The sequence below is a fragment of the Acidaminobacter sp. QWL-03 genome, from assembly GCF_058683855.1.
Window position 1 is genome coordinate 117,848 of record NZ_CM178752.1, and the last position, 16,994, is coordinate 134,841.

Annotated in this window: 13 protein-coding genes; 9 read left to right on the plus strand and 4 right to left on the minus strand. The window is 39.1% G+C overall.

Annotated features, from left to right (window positions below; genetic code table 11):
* Positions 1-3 precede the first annotated feature (3 nt).
* The 5 genes from AC4PHM_RS00510 (at position 4) to AC4PHM_RS00530 (ending at position 5,623) form a co-directional block, all read left to right on the plus strand.
* The gene (locus AC4PHM_RS00510; protein WP_492018952.1) at positions 4-573 is read left to right on the plus strand and encodes a UbiX family flavin prenyltransferase; all 570 of its coding nucleotides are present in this window, start codon (positions 4-6) and stop codon (positions 571-573) included.
* Positions 574-754: 181 nt separating this feature from the next.
* A complete protein-coding gene (locus AC4PHM_RS00515; RefSeq protein ID WP_492018953.1) occupies positions 755-2,464 on the plus strand; it encodes an aldehyde ferredoxin oxidoreductase N-terminal domain-containing protein in 1,710 nt (569 codons plus the stop codon).
* Positions 2,465-2,498: 34 nt separating this feature from the next.
* Positions 2,499-2,765, plus strand: a complete 267-nt coding sequence (locus AC4PHM_RS00520; RefSeq protein WP_492018954.1) for a MoaD/ThiS family protein — start codon at positions 2,499-2,501, stop codon at positions 2,763-2,765.
* Between the two features lie 154 nt (positions 2,766-2,919).
* Positions 2,920-3,540 carry an ECF transporter S component gene (locus AC4PHM_RS00525; protein WP_492018955.1) on the plus strand — a complete coding sequence of 207 codons (621 nt, stop codon included), beginning with the start codon at positions 2,920-2,922 and terminating at the stop codon, positions 3,538-3,540.
* A 412-nt stretch (positions 3,541-3,952) separates the two neighbouring features.
* The gene (locus tag AC4PHM_RS00530) at positions 3,953-5,623 is read left to right on the plus strand and encodes an IS1634 family transposase (RefSeq protein ID WP_492017511.1); all 1,671 of its coding nucleotides are present in this window, start codon (positions 3,953-3,955) and stop codon (positions 5,621-5,623) included.
* 342 nt (positions 5,624-5,965) lie between these two features.
* Here AC4PHM_RS00530 and AC4PHM_RS00535 read toward each other — a convergent pair whose 3' ends face one another.
* The 4 genes from AC4PHM_RS00535 to AC4PHM_RS00550 form a co-directional block, all read right to left on the minus strand.
* On the minus strand, positions 5,966-6,145 hold the full coding sequence (locus AC4PHM_RS00535) for a hypothetical protein (protein ID WP_492017488.1): 180 nt from the start codon (positions 6,143-6,145) through the stop codon (positions 5,966-5,968).
* Positions 6,145-6,918: an IS21-like element helper ATPase IstB gene (gene istB, locus AC4PHM_RS00540; protein WP_492017487.1), complete on the minus strand. Its 774-nt coding sequence runs from the start codon at positions 6,916-6,918 to the stop codon at positions 6,145-6,147. The genes AC4PHM_RS00535 and istB overlap by 1 nt, the downstream gene beginning before the upstream one ends.
* Positions 6,911-8,461 (minus strand): IS21 family transposase, encoded by a 1,551-nt coding sequence (istA, locus tag AC4PHM_RS00545; RefSeq protein WP_492017486.1) that lies wholly within the window; start codon positions 8,459-8,461, stop codon positions 6,911-6,913. Before istA ends, istB begins: the two co-directional genes overlap by 8 nt.
* Positions 8,462-8,622: 161 nt before the next feature.
* Positions 8,623-9,297, minus strand: a complete 675-nt coding sequence (locus AC4PHM_RS00550; RefSeq protein WP_492018956.1) for a recombinase zinc beta ribbon domain-containing protein — start codon at positions 9,295-9,297, stop codon at positions 8,623-8,625.
* Positions 9,298-9,584: 287 nt separating this feature from the next.
* On the opposite strand from AC4PHM_RS00550, the gene AC4PHM_RS00555 reads away from it, so the two are divergent.
* The 4 genes from AC4PHM_RS00555 to AC4PHM_RS00570 all read left to right on the plus strand — a co-directional run bounded on the left by AC4PHM_RS00555 (position 9,585) and on the right by AC4PHM_RS00570 (position 16,879).
* The gene (locus tag AC4PHM_RS00555; protein WP_492018957.1) at positions 9,585-10,778 is read left to right on the plus strand and encodes a recombinase family protein; all 1,194 of its coding nucleotides are present in this window, start codon (positions 9,585-9,587) and stop codon (positions 10,776-10,778) included.
* Positions 10,708-12,135: a recombinase family protein gene (locus AC4PHM_RS00560; protein ID WP_492018958.1), complete on the plus strand. Its 1,428-nt coding sequence runs from the start codon at positions 10,708-10,710 to the stop codon at positions 12,133-12,135. The genes AC4PHM_RS00555 and AC4PHM_RS00560 overlap by 71 nt, the downstream gene beginning before the upstream one ends.
* 381 nt (positions 12,136-12,516) lie before the next feature.
* Positions 12,517-15,660, plus strand: a complete 3,144-nt coding sequence (locus tag AC4PHM_RS00565) for an SIR2 family protein (protein WP_492018959.1) — start codon at positions 12,517-12,519, stop codon at positions 15,658-15,660.
* A gap of 109 nt (positions 15,661-15,769) precedes the next feature.
* Complete coding sequence (locus AC4PHM_RS00570; RefSeq protein ID WP_492018960.1) at positions 15,770-16,879, plus strand: DUF4268 domain-containing protein; 1,110 nt, start codon at positions 15,770-15,772, stop codon at positions 16,877-16,879.
* The last annotated feature ends 115 nt before the right edge of the window (positions 16,880-16,994 follow it).

Here is a 16,994-nt window from a genome sequence, read left to right on the forward strand (position 1 = left end):
ATTATGACAAAAAAGCGTATCATTGTAGGAATAAGTGGTGCATCTGGAATCACTCTGGCAAAAGAAGTAATCCAGACATTTAGATTAGCCAAATGCTGGGAAGTATTTGTAATTGCTACGCCATCAGCTATTAAAACAGCTGAACTAGAATTTATTGATGGAATAAATTCAATTTACGAGTTATCTGATTATGTTTGTAATCCAGATGACATATCACATAGCATATCTAGTGGGACATTTCGAACTGAAGGAATGATTATTGTACCTTGTAGTATGAAAACATTGGCAGGAATTAATCATGGTTATTCTGATAATTTATTATTAAGAGCAGCTGATGTTACTCTCAAACAAAGACGTAAATTAGTTCTAGTACCCAGAGAATCTCCACTAGGGATCATACATCTGAAAAACATGTTAGAATTAGCGCAAATTGGATGTATAATTATTCCCCCAGTTTTAACGTATTACCATAAGCCAAATACCATAGAAGATATGTCGAAAATAATTACAGAAAAAATAATTAATGAATTTTTTGAAGATACTGATAAACATTATATTTGGGAGAACGGATAGACTCTCAATACATTAAATTTGTTGATCAATGAATATTTAATATGATTGTAGTGATATTGCATTATTCTGATTACTTCTTCAAATACACGTTAGGTTCTATTAGTTTGAATTTTGCTAAAGAGGAGATTAGAAATTATGGTCTGTTTTTTAGAAATATAACGTCTTTCCAAGGAGGGGAAGTATGAAAATATTGAGAATTAACTTATCAAAGAATAATATTGTTAGCGAAGATTTACCTGTTAAATATCAGCATTTATCTGCTCGTGGACTAGTATCAAAATTAGTTTTGGATGAAATTGACCCTTTATGTGATCCGCTTGGAATAAATAATAAAATATTTTTTTCTAGTGGTTTTCTTGCGGGGACTAATGTTTCGAGTTCAGGAAGAGTATCTTTAGGTACTAAAAGCCCATTGACTGGTGGAATTAAAGAAAGTAGCTCAGGTGGCACATTAGGAATGTATTTTGGTAGGCTTGGAATTCGGGCACTTGCTATTGAAAATGGAAGTGCTGACAATTGGGTCTATCTATATATTGGCAAAGAAGATGTGTCAATAAAAAGCGCAGAAGATTTAGTTGGTTTAGGTTGCTATGAAACAACAAAAAAAATGAAAGATATTTATGGCAGTAGAATTGGAGTTTTATCTATTGGACCTGCTGGTGAGCAAAAGTTTTTGAGTTCCTGTATTTCAGTTACAGATAAAGACGGTGATCCTACTAGGCAATTTGGAAGAGGCGGTGTAGGTGCAGTTTTAGGATCAAAAAAGATTAAGGCAATTGTAATTGATGGCAATGGCACTGAAAATATTAAACCACTTAATGAAGAAAAAGCAAAAATCTATAACAAATTATTTGTAAGTAAATTAATGGAAAACCCCGTATCGGGGAAGTCTTTTCCTAAGTATGGCACGAATGTATTGGTGAATATTGTAAATGCGTATGGCGCACTGCCTACGCATTGTTTCAGGGAAGGCTCATTCGAACATGCTGATAATATTTCTGGAGAAAAAATGAATCAGATTCTAGAAGCAAGAGGTGGTCAAGTAGGTCATAGTTGCATGCCAGGTTGTGTTATTAGATGTTCAAACGTCTATGTTGATGAATCAGGGAAGAATATTACAGGTGGGTTTGAATATGAAAGTGTATGTTTACTAGGTTCAAATTTAGGAATTGGCGATCTAGATGATATAGCTCGATTAAATAGAATTTGTGATGATGTGGGTGTTGATACAGTTGAATGCGGGGTAGCTTTAGGAGTTGCAATGGATTCAGGAATAATAGAATTCGGAAATTTCAGAGCTTGTGAAGAAATATTAAATGGAATGTATAGTAATAAGAATTATTTGAGTAGAATTATTGGTCAGGGTGCGAAAGTAACAGGTAAAGTATTCAATAACCTTAGAGTACCTGAAGTAAAAGGTCAAGCCATGGCTGCGTACGATCCTCGTCCGTTAACTGGGATGGGCTTGGTATATTGTAGTTCCCCGATGGGCGCGGATCATACTGCAGGTGCAAGCTGTACCGTTTTTATGAAAAATGAAAAGGAAAAACATGTTGACATAACGATAAATAGTATTATCCAATCGACCGCATTGGAGAATACTGGGCTTTGTAGATTTACAAGTTATGCAGTGAATTCGAGTGATGAAACACTTAATGCTCTCCTAGAATTAATTAATGCATATACTGGTTTAAAACTTACACCAGATCAATACTTTGATATAGGCAAAGAGATTAATGGCTATGAAATTAAGTTCAACGAATTGGCGGGATTAACAAATGTAGACAATAAATTACCTGATTTTATGCGTAGTGAAAAACTCGAGCCCAAATCAGTTGTATTTGATATCGATCAAAATATAATTGATGAAATAGTAAAAAAAATTCATTAATATAGAGTAAATTAGATAGATTGGAAATGAGTAGATGAGAATCCGTGTTTTTGCTTCATATCGTGAAATTGTTAATGAAAAATATTTTAATATTGAAGATGTAGTTGTGTTACGGAATGTGTTTGAATTTATGATTCTAAAATTTGATTTTGGTAAGAAGATGGAAGTAAATGAATTTGAATTATATAACCAGAGCATAGTGTTGATTAATGGGAAAAATTCCAAATTTTTAAATGGACTGGATTCAATAATCGAAGAAGACGACGACATAGCAATTTTTCCTATAGTGTGCGGTGGATAAATCATCTTTCCATTAGCTTTTCCCGTAATTCTTTAATTAGGATTTAAATCATGTATTAAAAGAGAACATGGATTACTAACATGTTATGCCAACAGTTGATGATAATAAATTTTGAGATCCTAGAATATCAGATTCAATATCATTTAAGAAAAAAATGAAGAAAGCTAACAGAATTTTAAGAAACGATTTTTATAAAATCTATTATAAAGGAGTCTATATGAAAAATATTTGTGTATTACCATCAGAGCAATTTTCAACTACAAAAAAGACAGTAATAGGTGGTCTTCTAATAGCAGTTGGCATTATTTTGCCAACCTTACTCCACTTAACGGGTTTGCCTGGCGGTCCGATTCTTTTACCTATGCATATACCTGTTTTTTTGGCTGGTATGTTGTGCGGGGCGCCTTTCGGTGCACTAGTTGGTTTGGTATTGCCTGCGATCTCTACTGCCTTGACAGGAATGCCAAAATTATTTCCAATAATGCCACTTATGACGATTGAATTAGGGGTTTATGGTTTAATGTCAGGGATTCTTTATACAAAATTCCCGAAACGAATAATGATTTCTTTAATTGGGGCAATGATTTCTGGGCGAATTGCATATGCCTTTGCATTAATATTTGCAGGAAATATTTTAAATCTTCAAGTTCCGAAGTTGGCTGCGCTTTTAACCTCAATTGTTACAGGGATTCCTGGAATTTTAACTCAACTCATATTAATACCAATCGTTGTTAAATTAGTAATACGTCATTTGAATTACAATCATGTAGACTGAACAAACATACTGATATGAAAAATTTGCGACTGCTTTTCACGTATTGTTGCTAAAATTGAAAATTTTGTAAATGATTTAATGTCTTTTGTGACCTTCACTTTTGCATTTACGTTATCATTGATGTTTGTTGTGATTAGTTGGTAGAGCTATTTGACTTAAGTATGTTGCTTAGGATTGTTCAATGAAAAAAACTATTAAATTTGCCATCCCCTCTTTATAAGCCACTGCTTAGTCACCATGATTGAGCAAGTGGCTTTTTTTCTTTACCCCTCAACCTCCGTCCCATCCTTAAACGCATAGTCCGCCTAACTAATATTACCAAATAAAAAGTTTATAATTTCCAAATTATTCAAAAAGGAATTTTGTGATTTGTGTCGAAATATAGCTATATCAAATATTTCGAGGTGAATCCATGAGTCTTTCATTTGAACAAATTATTCCTTACTACAGCGGCAAAGCCGGTTTAATTATTGGGATTTGTGAGCAGATCGGATTAGGCAAGATTTTCGATGAACACTTGACCTCGCATAACGGAAGGCCTACTGACATTCAATACGGACACCTCGCTCAGATGATGCTGGTGACGATGGCTGATGAGCATCACCCACTGTATCGGATTCGCGACTACTTTGAAAGAATTGATCTGGATTCCCTTTTTAATTGCTCTATAGATCGCAACAAACTCAACGATGACCGATTCGGCGGATTCTTGGACCTGATGCAGCAAGCAGGCGGTGCAAATCTCCTCTCAGCCATTGCAGTTCAAGCATTTAAACATTATGGCATACGGCTGGGCAGCGTCAACTTTGATACCACGTCTAAGGTGATGTGGGGCCAGTATGAAACTGAAGAAGGAACAGTTGGAGCGGTTGACATTACCTTCGGTTATTCAAAACAACATCGTCCTGACAAAAAACAAATCATGTATGGAATGGGCGTCACTCAAGGGATTTGCATTGATGGCCAGGTTTTTTCAGGCAATCTCAGCGACAAAACCTACAACGTAGACAACCTTGAACGTGCTGCACATTTGAGAGATCAGTTCGAAAGTGACGGGACACCATTTTTCTACATCGCGGACAGCGCAGCTTTTACGCGTGAATTCCTTGAAAAGGCCAAACGTCTTCAGATTGAGATCATCACACGTATGCCTGACAATGTCCTTGAGTGCAGGCGTGCGGTTGAAAAAGCGCTGGATCAGTTGGACACTTTGCCAGTTTACAAGTATGAAACCGCCACAGAGCCTTCCATCTACCGCATAATGTCGGAGTCATGCGTCTATCATGATGTTCCGATGAAGATGGCTGTGTGCTATTCCGAAAAGCTTGAGGCTTCAAAGCGTAAAACTGTCGAAAAGCGTATTACTAAAGAGCGCGAATCCTTGGAAACATTGGTGAAACGTTTAGGTAAACGAACTTTTGCCTGCCGGGAAGATGCACAGATTGAGATTGAGACGTTGATGAAGTCTGAGATCAGTAAAATCAAGTATCATGACATTGGTCTTGAAATCACGGAGGAAATCATCAAGCGTCCTGGGCGGCCCAGCAAGAATCCTGATGCAAATCCAACGCGAAGCATCTTCTCCGTCATTGTTTCGATTCGAGAGGATAAACAGAAGATCCAGCGGTGCATCAACAAGGAATGTATCTTTGTGGTGGTTTCTACAGACCAAAGCCTGTCAGGAGAAGCGATTCTTCGAGAATACAAGACGCAGGGCGGCGTCGAACGAAAGTTTCAATTCTTGAAGTCGCCACAGTTTGTCAATGCACTTTACGTGGACTCCCCAAGACGCGTTGAAGCCCTTGGGTACTTGATGCTGATCCTGATGCTTGTACTGAGTATTGCTGAACATGTTGTTCGAAGAGAAATGAAGAAAGAATCAGCAACCATTATGGGACCTGGAGATAAGAAGCTTACAAGGCCTTCCTTGATGGCTATTTTCCGTATCTTTTTTTCTGTTAAAACATCAGCGATACGAGTCAATGGAACCCTTCATCGTGGTTTCAACGAGCCGCTGCGCCCAAATGTCAAAGCCGTCATGAGGTATCTTGGAATACCAGAGGATATTTTTATCCGCGGTTAAAAATGGATAATATTAACTATAGAAAAACGTTAAACTATTCAGCGGACTATGCGCTTAAAGCAAAATCTCAAGTCCCCATCCTCCCCAATAACCACCTTCTCAACTATCAAAGTCCAGATCCTTTCATCAAACTCATCAAGTACCCCGCTACAGCCTTCAATATCCCGAATAAATCCTTTAAGCGTGTGGCTCCTGAATATTTCGTTCGCGTAGAGCAGGAATCACGGTGAAATAGAGCAGGCATCTCGGTAAATTTGAGCACCTATTTCGGGAACAGAGCAGGTCATACTATTAATGGATATGCCACCGAAGTGGCATACCCACGATTACTTATTGAATTGGTTAAAAATCATCATATCTGGCTGGCAACTCGATACCCTGCTTATCCAAAATGCTTTTCAGAATCCCGTTCTCAGTCCGCAATTCTCCTATCTCAATCAAAACTTGCTGGTGTGCAGACAATAATTGATCAAAAATCTCATGAAGCTCTTCGTATCTTGCTTTGTAATTTTCTATATCCATTAGTAGGAACCTCCAATACTGTTGGATTTCAAACCGTGACGCTCTCTCATTGACATCTTACCCTTGATGAAAATCTCATATGAGTTATGCTTTATACGGTCTATAATCGCTTCAGAAACAGTACCGTCTTCTGAGGTTCCAATTCGTTCATACCACCCTGGCGGATCGATTTGAGTACAAAAAATCATTGAGCCATTTCTTGTTCTTGCTTCAATGATTTCAAACAACTCCATAGCCTGATCGGTTGAAAGCGGTTTGAGCAGCCATTCATCAAGGATCAGCAAATCAACCTTCTGGTAAGCTTTGATCAACTTCTTATAGGTCCCTTCTCCCTTCGCAATGGTCAGATCATTCAGCAGTTCTGGTAATCGGATATATTTGACCTTAAAAAAGCTTCTGCAAGCTGCATTGCCTAAGGCACATGCAAGATACGTCTTACCGCTGCCGGCAGCACCCTTCAACAGGATATGATGTCCATCAGATATGTAGCGACAAGTTGACAGTTGAAGGATCTCAGATTTCACCAGTTCTCTATCCGCATGGTATTCGATATTTTCTACACATGCATCTGGGAAACGAAAAGATGCTGTTCTTATTGCCCTTTGAAGTTTACTGGATCGTCTTTTTTGATATTCTGCATCCACAATCATTCCAAAACGATCATTGAAAGTCAGGCCGTCGTAGGAATGGTCACTGCTTTGATTTTCAAATGCATCTGCCATGGCGCTTAACCGCATTAAATGGAGTTTCTCAACGGTAGGTTGGTTAATCATTTGATTTACCTCCTCCGTAGTATGCGGCACCCCTTGTAATGCCATATTGACCACCACTTGGTTTAGATGCTGGTTTATCCTTTTCAGGTTTTACTCGATCCTGTCCTGTTTTAAGGATCATCTGTATGTTTTTAAGGCTGGGACTTGGTGTATATGCAAGCGCGCGCAAACAGGCATCTTCAATCCGTTCCACGGAATACTTATCTGCAAGCTTCATTAAGGATTTACATGAGGAGTAAGATTGCCTTTCCACTTTGTTTGCTGCAAGGAGCGCTTTCATAACGGTTTCCGTAGAATGTCCAACCTCACTTGCCCATTCAACAAAATTTGTGGCAGTGTATGCAAGGTATTGCCGGTGAGCTTCAGGCATATGTTCTGGCAGTATAACCGGATCACTTATTCCAAACTTTCTGGTATGAGAGGCTATCCTATTGTTGTGGAAGAATGCTTCAATGGCTTTTCCTGTATATCTGATGTCCACCTGTTTTCCGATAAACTCATATGGAACTGAATACTTGTTTCCATCCACAGTTATGAGATAATCGGGTTGTATGGTTGCTTTCGCCCAGACAGCAATTTCATACATGGAAGCAGGTAATGGCAGTAGATAGGATTGTTCCTCCTCTACAAATGCAGTCAGCCTGCTTCCATTCTTTTTTTGAAACGGTTTTGTGTTGAATTCTTCAAGTTTCTCTCCAATGGCAATATTTAATTCATTTAGGCTGAAGAACTTTCTATTGCGTAATGCTGCAATGATCCAAGTTGAAATCACGCCGACAGCTCCTTCAGCACTTGGCTTATCTTTTGGAGAATATGGTCTAGCCGGAATAATTGCAGTGCCATAATGCTCTGCCATTTCTTGATAAACTCTGTTGAGGACTAACTCGTTTCGCGTGTTTTGAATAACGCCAGTTTTTAAATTATCAGGGACAAGTATTCTTGTTACTCCACTGAAAAATTGATATGCATGCATGTGGGCAGTGACCCAGTTTTCTGTAATTGTTGAGGTGAAGGCTTCAGCGTAACTGTACAAACTACAAGGCAAAGTTGCAACAAACACATAAGCTTTATGGGGTTCACCTGTTATATCGTCAATGATTGATAAGGTGGTTCCGGCCCAGTCAACTTCTAATAATTCAGCTGGCTTGTGTTTAATCCTCATTGTTGCTTTCGTTTTATAAACGAATGCCTTGTAATAATCGCAAAACTGGGTGTATTGGTATGGAATTGATTTTTCTGATTCGCATTGTTCGCAATACTCGCTCCATAGTAAAGTGAGTGTCACACCAGGTTTAGCCATCTCTTTGTGAATGTAAGCATAATCTGGTATCTTTCGGCCTGATTCGCTAATCCTACCTGGATAAAGAATACCTCTGATGTCGCCGTCTGTCAGATCCTCAGGTAAAGGCCACTTTAAAAGACCCTTTTCTTCAGCAAGGCAACATACTTCGGCGATCGTGTTCCTGGAGCTGCGAACACTTGAAGAAATCTGACTGTTACTGTGATGCTGGCATTTAAGTCTGATGATTTCTCGATAATTCACCACAATTATCGACCTCCAACAAAAATTTACACAACGAAGTGTGCATATTTCTATTATAAAGTCGAAATGATGAGTTGCTCTGTTTGTCGTGATGCCTGCTCTGATTTACCGATATGATTGCTCTAAATCAGCGTGAAGGGTGCACTGCTCAACCGAAATATTCAGCTCCGGCTTTGCCTCTCGCTCTTCATCTCTTCTAATTCCTTAACCCTCTCAGTCGCCTTCTCATGGCGCGCGACGTAAGCCTCATGCTGCTTTTCCCACTCGACTTGACTCATGGCTTTATGAGCATTTTCGTAAATCGCTTTTTTCGATTCTTCGACGACTACCGCAATCTCGTCATGTAGTTTATCGATTTCCTCGTCGATCTTACTATTATCGGCGAGGTGTTCGATCGCTACTAAGCAGTTCCTGATGAGCTCTTCCTTAACTCCGAAGAGGGTATTAAACGCTTTTACAAATTTTTCTTTAACTTCATCTTCTGTGACATAAGGGGTAGAGCATCTGTTTACCCCTTTATACTTATCATTACACCGCCAGATTGTCTTACGATGCTTGGTGTTGGAAGCCCAGACCTTTGGACCGTAGTAGCCACCACATTCACTACAGACAAGCTTTGCAGAAAGTGGATTTTGACATCCGTTTGGCCGGCCTAGCTTTTTTCGCCTCTGGAGTTCAACCTGCACCGCTTCAAACTCATCTGGTGAGATGATGGCAGGGTGGCTGTTCTGGACGTAGTATCGTGGGGCTTCGCCTTCGTTGATTTTGACTTTTTTGGTAAGGAAGTCCACCGTTATTTTTTTCTGGAAACACCCACAACAATTGATAAAATGCACCCTCCCTTTCAAATGTTCAACGATTTGAAGGAAGGGGAGGGTGCATTTTTGTTTTGAGGGGTGCAAAATGGGAATTGTGCCCAGCTGGGCTTATTTTTGATTTTTATGGCCGGAATTCAGTCTCTAGCCGACTGTTTGTGTCCTAACTAAATACATTATTCTATATCATGCTTTAAATCTGGACGATTACGGGTTTAAGTTCCATATAACTTGACTTATTACCCTACCTGAGCGATTACTACGTGTAGCGGTGAGGTAATTTTTCGTTTTTGAGGAGGTGAGAAGTCATGGAAAAACCAATCATCACAGAGATTACTAAAAAGAAAATGCCATTGCCGCTTCCGAGCCTGACTCGTGTTTGTGCATATGTACGCGTTTCAACACCCAGTGAAGAACAGCTAGATTCTTTACGCAACCAGACTGAATATTATCAGCGGAGGTTTTCTAATTCCCCGTTGTATTCATTTGTTGGCGTGTTTTCTGATGCAGGCTTTTCAGGAGGAAATGTAAATCGTCCTGGTTTTCAGGAAATGCTTTCTAGGGCGAGGGCTGGAGAAATCGATCTCATTTTCACGAAATCAATATCGCGGTTTGCGCGAAATACACTGGTACTGCTTCAGGTCGTTCGCGACCTTAAAGACATTGGCGTTGGTGTGATATTCGAAGAACAAAACATCAACACCCTAAGTTCAGAAGGGGAGATGATGCTAACTATCATTGGCGCATTTGCTGAAGAAGAGCTCAGATCGACAACTCAGAACAATAAATTGTCATGGAAAAACAGATTTAAGCGCGGAAATGTAAAAATAAGTGCAAATCGACTCGTAGGGTATCGCAATGATGATAAAGGCCAGCTCGAAATCGATGAACATCAAGCATGGATAATCCGTGAAGTGTATAGAAGATATCTATGTGGTAAGTCAATAAATGACATAGTGAGAGAATTTCGCGAAGAAGGGATGCCAACCTTTAGTAAAAATATTTGGGGGAAAGACAAAATTAAACGGATACTCTCCAATGAAAAGTATTGTGGTGATCTTTTAATGCAAAAGTCATACGTCAATGAAAATGGAAAGGAAGTAAAGAATAAAGGACAACTTCCAAAGTACTTTGTGAAGGATCACCATCCAGCAATTATACCCAGGGAGAACTGGGAAAAGGTTCAGGTGATGAGAAAAGCGAGAAGTAACCGGTACCCATTTTCAAAACTCCTCAAATGTCCGCATTGTGGATCGTCTCTCTACCATACGACAAATCACAGGGGATTAGTTTACTGGTGCTGCGGCAGGTTTCGAGATTATACAAAATCCGCTTGCATTGGTATTAATGTGCCAGAGAAAAAAATCATGGAGCTGCATAAGGTAAAGCCAATCACAGAACCCATAGTTATTATGGAGGTGAAATCACAAGATGGTTCAAAAGGTAAGTCCAAAAAAAATTACTGTCTTATACCCGTTAGCGAATATAGAAAGGAAGAATGAGAGCGTTAAGAAGCGCGTTGCTGCATACTGTAGAGTCTCATCACATAGTGACGAACAACTAGATAGCTACTTCGCTCAGATATCTTATTATGAGACTATGATTAAAAGCAATTCGGCATACGATTTTGCAGGGATTTATTCCGATGAGGGGATTTCAGGCACAAGTATCAAGAATAGAGATTCATTTTTGCGCATGCTACAGGATGCAAGAGATGGTCATATTGACATGATCATTACCAAAAACATTTCGAGGTTTAGAAGAAATACACTAGACTGTTTAAAGTGTATAAGGGAGCTAAGAATGCTCAATGTGGATGTCTATTTTGAAAAAGAGAATCTACATTCTCTAGCAAAAGAAGGTGAACTGCTCCTTTCGCTTCTGGCGGCACTCGCGCAGCAGGAAATCATTTCTCACTCGGAGAACGTCAAATGGGGTAAACGTAGAAAGTTTGAAAAGGGAGATATCGGATCAATTGCATGGGACAATATAACTGGATATTCAAAGAATAAAAAGGGTGAAGTTGTCATTATTGAAGACCAAGCAGCCATTATACGAAGGATTTATAAAGAGTTTCTAGCGGGAAACGGTGTTCGTAATATTGCTGATCAATTAAATGAAGAAGAGATACCGCTAATACGAGGTAAAGCATGGGAGCCAGCACATATTCATAAGTTGCTGTTGAATGAGAAATATTGTGGCAATATTATTTTTCAGCGCCAAATAACACCTGATCCTATGAATAAAAGGCAAGTTAAGAATCAGGGCCAGCTACCTCAATATTATTGTAAAGACAGTCATCCCGCTATTATCGATAGAGAAATTTGGGATTGCGTACAATTAGAAATTGAGCTGCGGAGAAGATATTGTGAAGATCATTCTGTGACCAAATATCAAAACTCTAAATACAAAGATACACTACCGCTTACGGGGAAAATAATATGTGGCTATTGCAATCATGCCTTTGTGATAAAGACATCTTGCCAAGTGATCGATAAAGGGACAACTTATTATGAGTGTTCAAACTATAGAACTGGATATCGTCGGCCAAAGAAAGCAGGGTGCGACTGTATTAATCAAAAGAGATTAAATCGTGATGATCCTAAGCATGCTTTCATAGACGCTTGGAACCATCTCGTAGAGAATAAAGAGCAGTATGAAGCCCAGTGGATAGGGATTATAGAAGGGGATGACATATTAAAGGCATATCGAGCCAAAGAGTTGATGAGGCTGATAGGAGAAGTCGGAGTTATTGATGAGCTGCCATACGAATTAATGATTCAGGCCTTAAGTCATATTGAGGTTGGCGTAGATGGACAGATCAGAGTGATTTTTCTAGCGGGAACGGAATATTTGTAAAAGAGTGCAATTGATTGATATAAGGAATCATAAAGAAACAAAATGCTCGAAACCATTAATAATTATTGGTTTCGAGCATTTTTATACAAATCTACGAATGTTTTTTTTTGAGGGCAACTCACTATATTAGTTTTCAAAATATGGTAAGTCAAAACAGATTAGTTAGCTCAACTAAACCTTAAATAGCACTTTAAGGAGTAGTTTCTTAAATCTACTTACACATAATTAAGTTGAGAAATTCCCTATCATTCCTATTTCTAAATATGTAAAAATGATACAATGATGTTAAGAATAAGTCGCTTGAGCTTTTGACTTAATCTTAACATCATTTTTTAATTGAGTTGAATTGCTGATTATAATTGTTGATGGAGGAGGTTAGAAATGCTGACGTTGACATTCGATGAGTTGTTACGCTCGTTTAAACAGAATAAAGATTCTCCACATTCACTGTTATTAGGCGCCGGGGCATCTGTTGAATCTGGTGTTCCGTCTGCCTCGGACTGCATCTGGGATTGGAAACGAGAGATATTTCTGTCGCAAAATACATCCTTTGTCGACACGTATAGTAATATCAAAGTTGACAGTGTCCGCTGTGCTATTCAGCGCTGGCTTGATAACAATGGTGGGTTCCCCGCTAACGGTTCTGACGAAGAATACTCGTTCTATGCTGAAAAAGCATATCCGATTCCTGATGACCGCCGGAAGTATTTTCAGCAATTGGTAGCTGGGGCAATTCCGAGCATAGGTTATCATCTTATAGCTTTGCTCGCTGAGAGCGGCTTATTTAAGAGCGTCTGGACCACAAACTTTGATGGTCTTATGCTTAAATGTGCTCATAACTATAAGCTCACTCCGATTGAAGTGACTGCTGAGACATCTGATCGCATTTATCGAGGTGATGCAGCTGGTGAACTACTATGCATCAGCTTACACGGTGATTATAAGTATGGTGCTTTGAAAAACACAGCATCTGAGTTAGACTCACAAAACAAGGTATTCCTTAGTACACTTAGTCATGAGTTGGCAAACCGAGATTTACTGGTCATCGGTTATAGCGGTCGTGACAAGTCGCTTATGAATGCCTTAACTTCGGCATATATGGGAAAGGGCTATGGGAAGCTATTTTGGTGTGGTTACGGGAATAATGTCCCGGTACAAGTAAAGAATTTAATTCAATCAGTAAATGATAATGGGCGTAGCGCTTATTATGTAGCTACAGACGGATTTGATAAAACAGTGTACTGCCTTACTCGCCATTGCATGAGTGAAGCAGCTGATTTTTTGCACAGAATTGACGCTATTAAACTGGAGTTAGGATCTCCGGTTTATGAATCCAACAGTAAATTTGAAAAATCTACCGCAAAAATTGGGAAAATAGCGAATACAAATGTCTTTCCAATTACATTTCCTAAAAACTGTTACCAATTTCAAGTTAAATACAATCAAGGCGAAAAGCCGTGGGATTTCTGTAAAAGCCTTGCCTCTAATGGTGTTATGGCTGTGCCTCTTAACGGATTTTTATATGCCTGGGGTGAAAAAGACAAAATACAGAATCTATGTAGCGGCAGGATAATTGGTGAGTTATCTTTGACTCCTTTTACACGCGAAAATCCAATGAGGAATGGTTCGTATAACGAACTGCTTCTCAAAACGATTACTGCGATAGTAGGAACAGTAAATTCATTACCATATTCCAAGGATAAGGTTTGGGACACGGCCCAAAAAATCAATAAGCAGGTTGGCATTCGTACAATAATAGGATACAAAGGTGTTCGTTTCGCCCTATTTTTTGATGCGAAATACACATATATAACGGCGACACCGACATTTATGTACGATTCGGGTATCAACCTAAGTCGTGAAGAGAAAAAGTTATTCGCCGACAGTTTTACTGCCGAAGTGAATTTGGGAAAACCAAACTTAAATGTTTATGAATACATTGACAAATGGGTTAATCGTCTATTCGGGACATATGGGATAAAGACAAACTTTCCACCAAACTCAGCAACGAGTTTTGTATTCAATATTCGCCCAAATAGCGCAATCCTCGGAGCAACGAATGGTTCTCCCTATAAATTTAGACTACCTCAAACAATAAGTGAAAATCGGATTGTGTTTAGAGGTACGGAATGCCGCGATACTGACTTGATATTCTATAACCCAGCCCAAAAACGGATGGTGACTGATTTTCACCCTATGCGTGGACTTATAAACAACGCACCTTTTGACTATTCGCTTAACAACAATGTTCTACGTTCTTCTATTTCGTTAGGTGTAATATGCCCATCGGCGCATAATCAGAGATTTTATAGCTTTCTTTATCAGTTGAACAGACGGCAAGGTGTGAAATATAACTTAGAGTATGTAATACCATTTTCGGGCTTTTTTGAGGCATACAAAACAAATTTGTACATACCTACACCCAATACAAATACATGGTTAGATGTAACGGTGCCGCAGTCACACAATATTAATGATACTGCTGTTCAACTCGGAAAGTCGCTTTGCCAGAGTCTTGACCGACTAAGTGCTTCATCTGTGGATGTCGCAATAATTTACATTCCCAAAGAATACGATCCTCTAACTGGCTATGTTGATGAAAACGAAAACTTTGATTTGCACGACTATGTTAAGGCATATGCTGCACAAAGGAATATTGCTACTCAATTTGTGCGAGAGAAAACATTAGAAAGCGCTATGAACTGTCAGATAATGTGGGCTTTGTCATTAGCAATATATGTGAAGTCGAGTCGCATACCTTGGGTTGTTTCCGGCATTAACAATGATACGGCTTTTGCAGGTATTGGCTACAGCCTTAACCGAACCGGGAGCAGTTCCAACGTAGTGGTTGGTTGTAGCCATGTTTACTCGGCGGATGGGCAAGGAATGAAATACAAACTATCCAAAATTGATGACTGTACCTTTGACCATAAGAAAAACCCCTATTTGTCAGAAGATGAGGCTTATCGTCTTGGCCTAAATATTAAGGAGTTGTTTTACAAATCGTTTTCTGAAATGCCCAAGCGCGTGGTTATTCACAAACGGACACCGTTCCGTCGTGACGAAATCATGGGCTTAGTAACAAGCCTATCAAGTGCGGGCATTAAAGACATCGACCTTTTGGAAATTACACTTGAGGATGACTTAAAATGTTTTGAGTTTACTCAAAATACAGATATGATTGATGGTTTCCCTGTTCGACGTGGCTTGTGTTTTCCTCTGAATGACAATACGATGTATTTGTATACTCACGGTATCGCACCTTCAGTGCGGAATCCGAATTGTCGATATATTCAAGGAGGCAAAACTATACCTCTCCCGCTAAAAATTGTTAAACATCATGGTAATGGTACGATGTCACAAATTGCTACTGAAATTCTTGGATTGTCGAAAATGAACTGGAACAGTTTCGGTTTGTACTCAAAACTGCCATGTACTATTGATTCATCAAATGAGATAGCAAGAATCGGCAGATTGCTTTCCCAGTATGAAGGGTCTATCTATGACTACAGATATTTTATGTAAGACTACGAGGTTGTGATCTAGTTGTAGCCTGTTAAGTGGATAATTTATTTGGGTAGAGATGTCAAATGAATTCGTAGTGAATATCCAGTGAAAAAAAGGATGATAAGACATGTTTTTGATTGATACACAAAACAAAAAGGCGATTTCACTTGAAAAGAAATCTTTTTCTGAGCTTAAGCTATCTGAACGTTATGACTTGCAAGAGTGGATTGCTGATAACCCCAGCATCCTTGGCGAAAACCTCCTTATAATTCAAAAGGAGTTTGATGGTTTTCCTGACACAAACGAACGTCTCGATTTACTTGCTTTAGATGAAAGTGGAAAGATAGTTATCATTGAAAACAAGCTGGACGATTCGGGTAAGGACGTTGTTTGGCAAGCCTTAAAATACGTTTCATATTGTGCAACTTTGACAAAAAGCGAGATTTCTGAAGTTTATCAGCGATATCTCACGGAAGGAAACGCCCAGGACAAAATATCTGAGTTTTATGACGGGCAAGACTATGAAAGCATACGATTGAACCCAGCAGAGGGCGATCAGCGTATTATCCTCGTTGCTGCAAACTTTAGAAAAGAAGTAACATCCACAGTACTTTGGCTACGCAACTATCATGGTGTTGATATTACCTGTATTAAAGTGACACCTTATAAAGACGGCGAGAAGCTATATCTTGACGTGGAGCAGATCATTCCAATTCAGGATATTGGTGATTATCAGATTCGTTTGACGGCAAAGAAACAGGAAGAAACAATTTCATCAAAAGAGGAAGCAACACGCCATAAGATACGATATATATTTTGGGAGAAAGCATTGCCTGTTTTGAGAGCGAGAACGGGTATTTACAATAATGTTTCGCCCACAAAAGATAACTGGCTCACAGGTGCAAGCGGGCATAGTGGAATCTTGTTCAATCCAGTAATCCTTATGGACGGGGCGCGAGCTGAATTATATATCGATACAGGTGATGAACAACGGAATACTCGCATATATGAAAAACTGAAATCAAAAGAAAACGAAGTTGAATCAGTTTTTACGGGAGCACTAATCTGGCAAGATCTGCCCGGAAAAAGAGCGTGTCGAATTTGTGTCCAATATCACGATTATGGTCTGAATCATGAAGAACATTGGTATGATATTATTGACTGGCTTTCGTACAACATTGCTATGTTGATGAAAGTCTTTAAGCCATTGCTTGACGAAATGAGAATCGTTGAGTAATTGATAAATACTGATTGCAGGCGAGACCCACTTTGATTGTTAGCAATGTGTAGAATATTAAAATGCAAAATTTCGTTTTGATGGTCCATGATCACTATTGTGGCATGTTAGATGG

Excerpts from the sequence above, each read along its gene's own strand:
- AC4PHM_RS00530 (WP_492017511.1), top strand. The coding sequence starts at position 3,953 with ATGAGTCTTTCATTTGAACAAATTATTCCTTACTACAGCGGCAAAGCC.
- istB (WP_492017487.1), bottom strand. The coding sequence starts at position 6,918 with ATGATTAACCAACCTACCGTTGAGAAACTCCATTTAATGCGGTTAAGC.
- AC4PHM_RS00515 (WP_492018953.1), top strand. The coding sequence starts at position 755 with ATGAAAATATTGAGAATTAACTTATCAAAGAATAATATTGTTAGCGAA.
- AC4PHM_RS00525 (WP_492018955.1), top strand. The coding sequence starts at position 2,920 with ATGAAGAAAGCTAACAGAATTTTAAGAAACGATTTTTATAAAATCTAT.
- AC4PHM_RS00555 (WP_492018957.1), top strand. The coding sequence starts at position 9,585 with ATGGAAAAACCAATCATCACAGAGATTACTAAAAAGAAAATGCCATTG.
- AC4PHM_RS00535 (WP_492017488.1), bottom strand. The coding sequence starts at position 6,145 with ATGGATATAGAAAATTACAAAGCAAGATACGAAGAGCTTCATGAGATT.
- AC4PHM_RS00510 (WP_492018952.1), top strand. The coding sequence starts at position 4 with ATGACAAAAAAGCGTATCATTGTAGGAATAAGTGGTGCATCTGGAATC.
- AC4PHM_RS00570 (WP_492018960.1), top strand. The coding sequence starts at position 15,770 with ATGTTTTTGATTGATACACAAAACAAAAAGGCGATTTCACTTGAAAAG.
- AC4PHM_RS00520 (WP_492018954.1), top strand. The coding sequence starts at position 2,499 with ATGAGAATCCGTGTTTTTGCTTCATATCGTGAAATTGTTAATGAAAAA.
- AC4PHM_RS00560 (WP_492018958.1), top strand. The coding sequence starts at position 10,708 with ATGGTTCAAAAGGTAAGTCCAAAAAAAATTACTGTCTTATACCCGTTA.
- AC4PHM_RS00565 (WP_492018959.1), top strand. The coding sequence starts at position 12,517 with ATGCTGACGTTGACATTCGATGAGTTGTTACGCTCGTTTAAACAGAAT.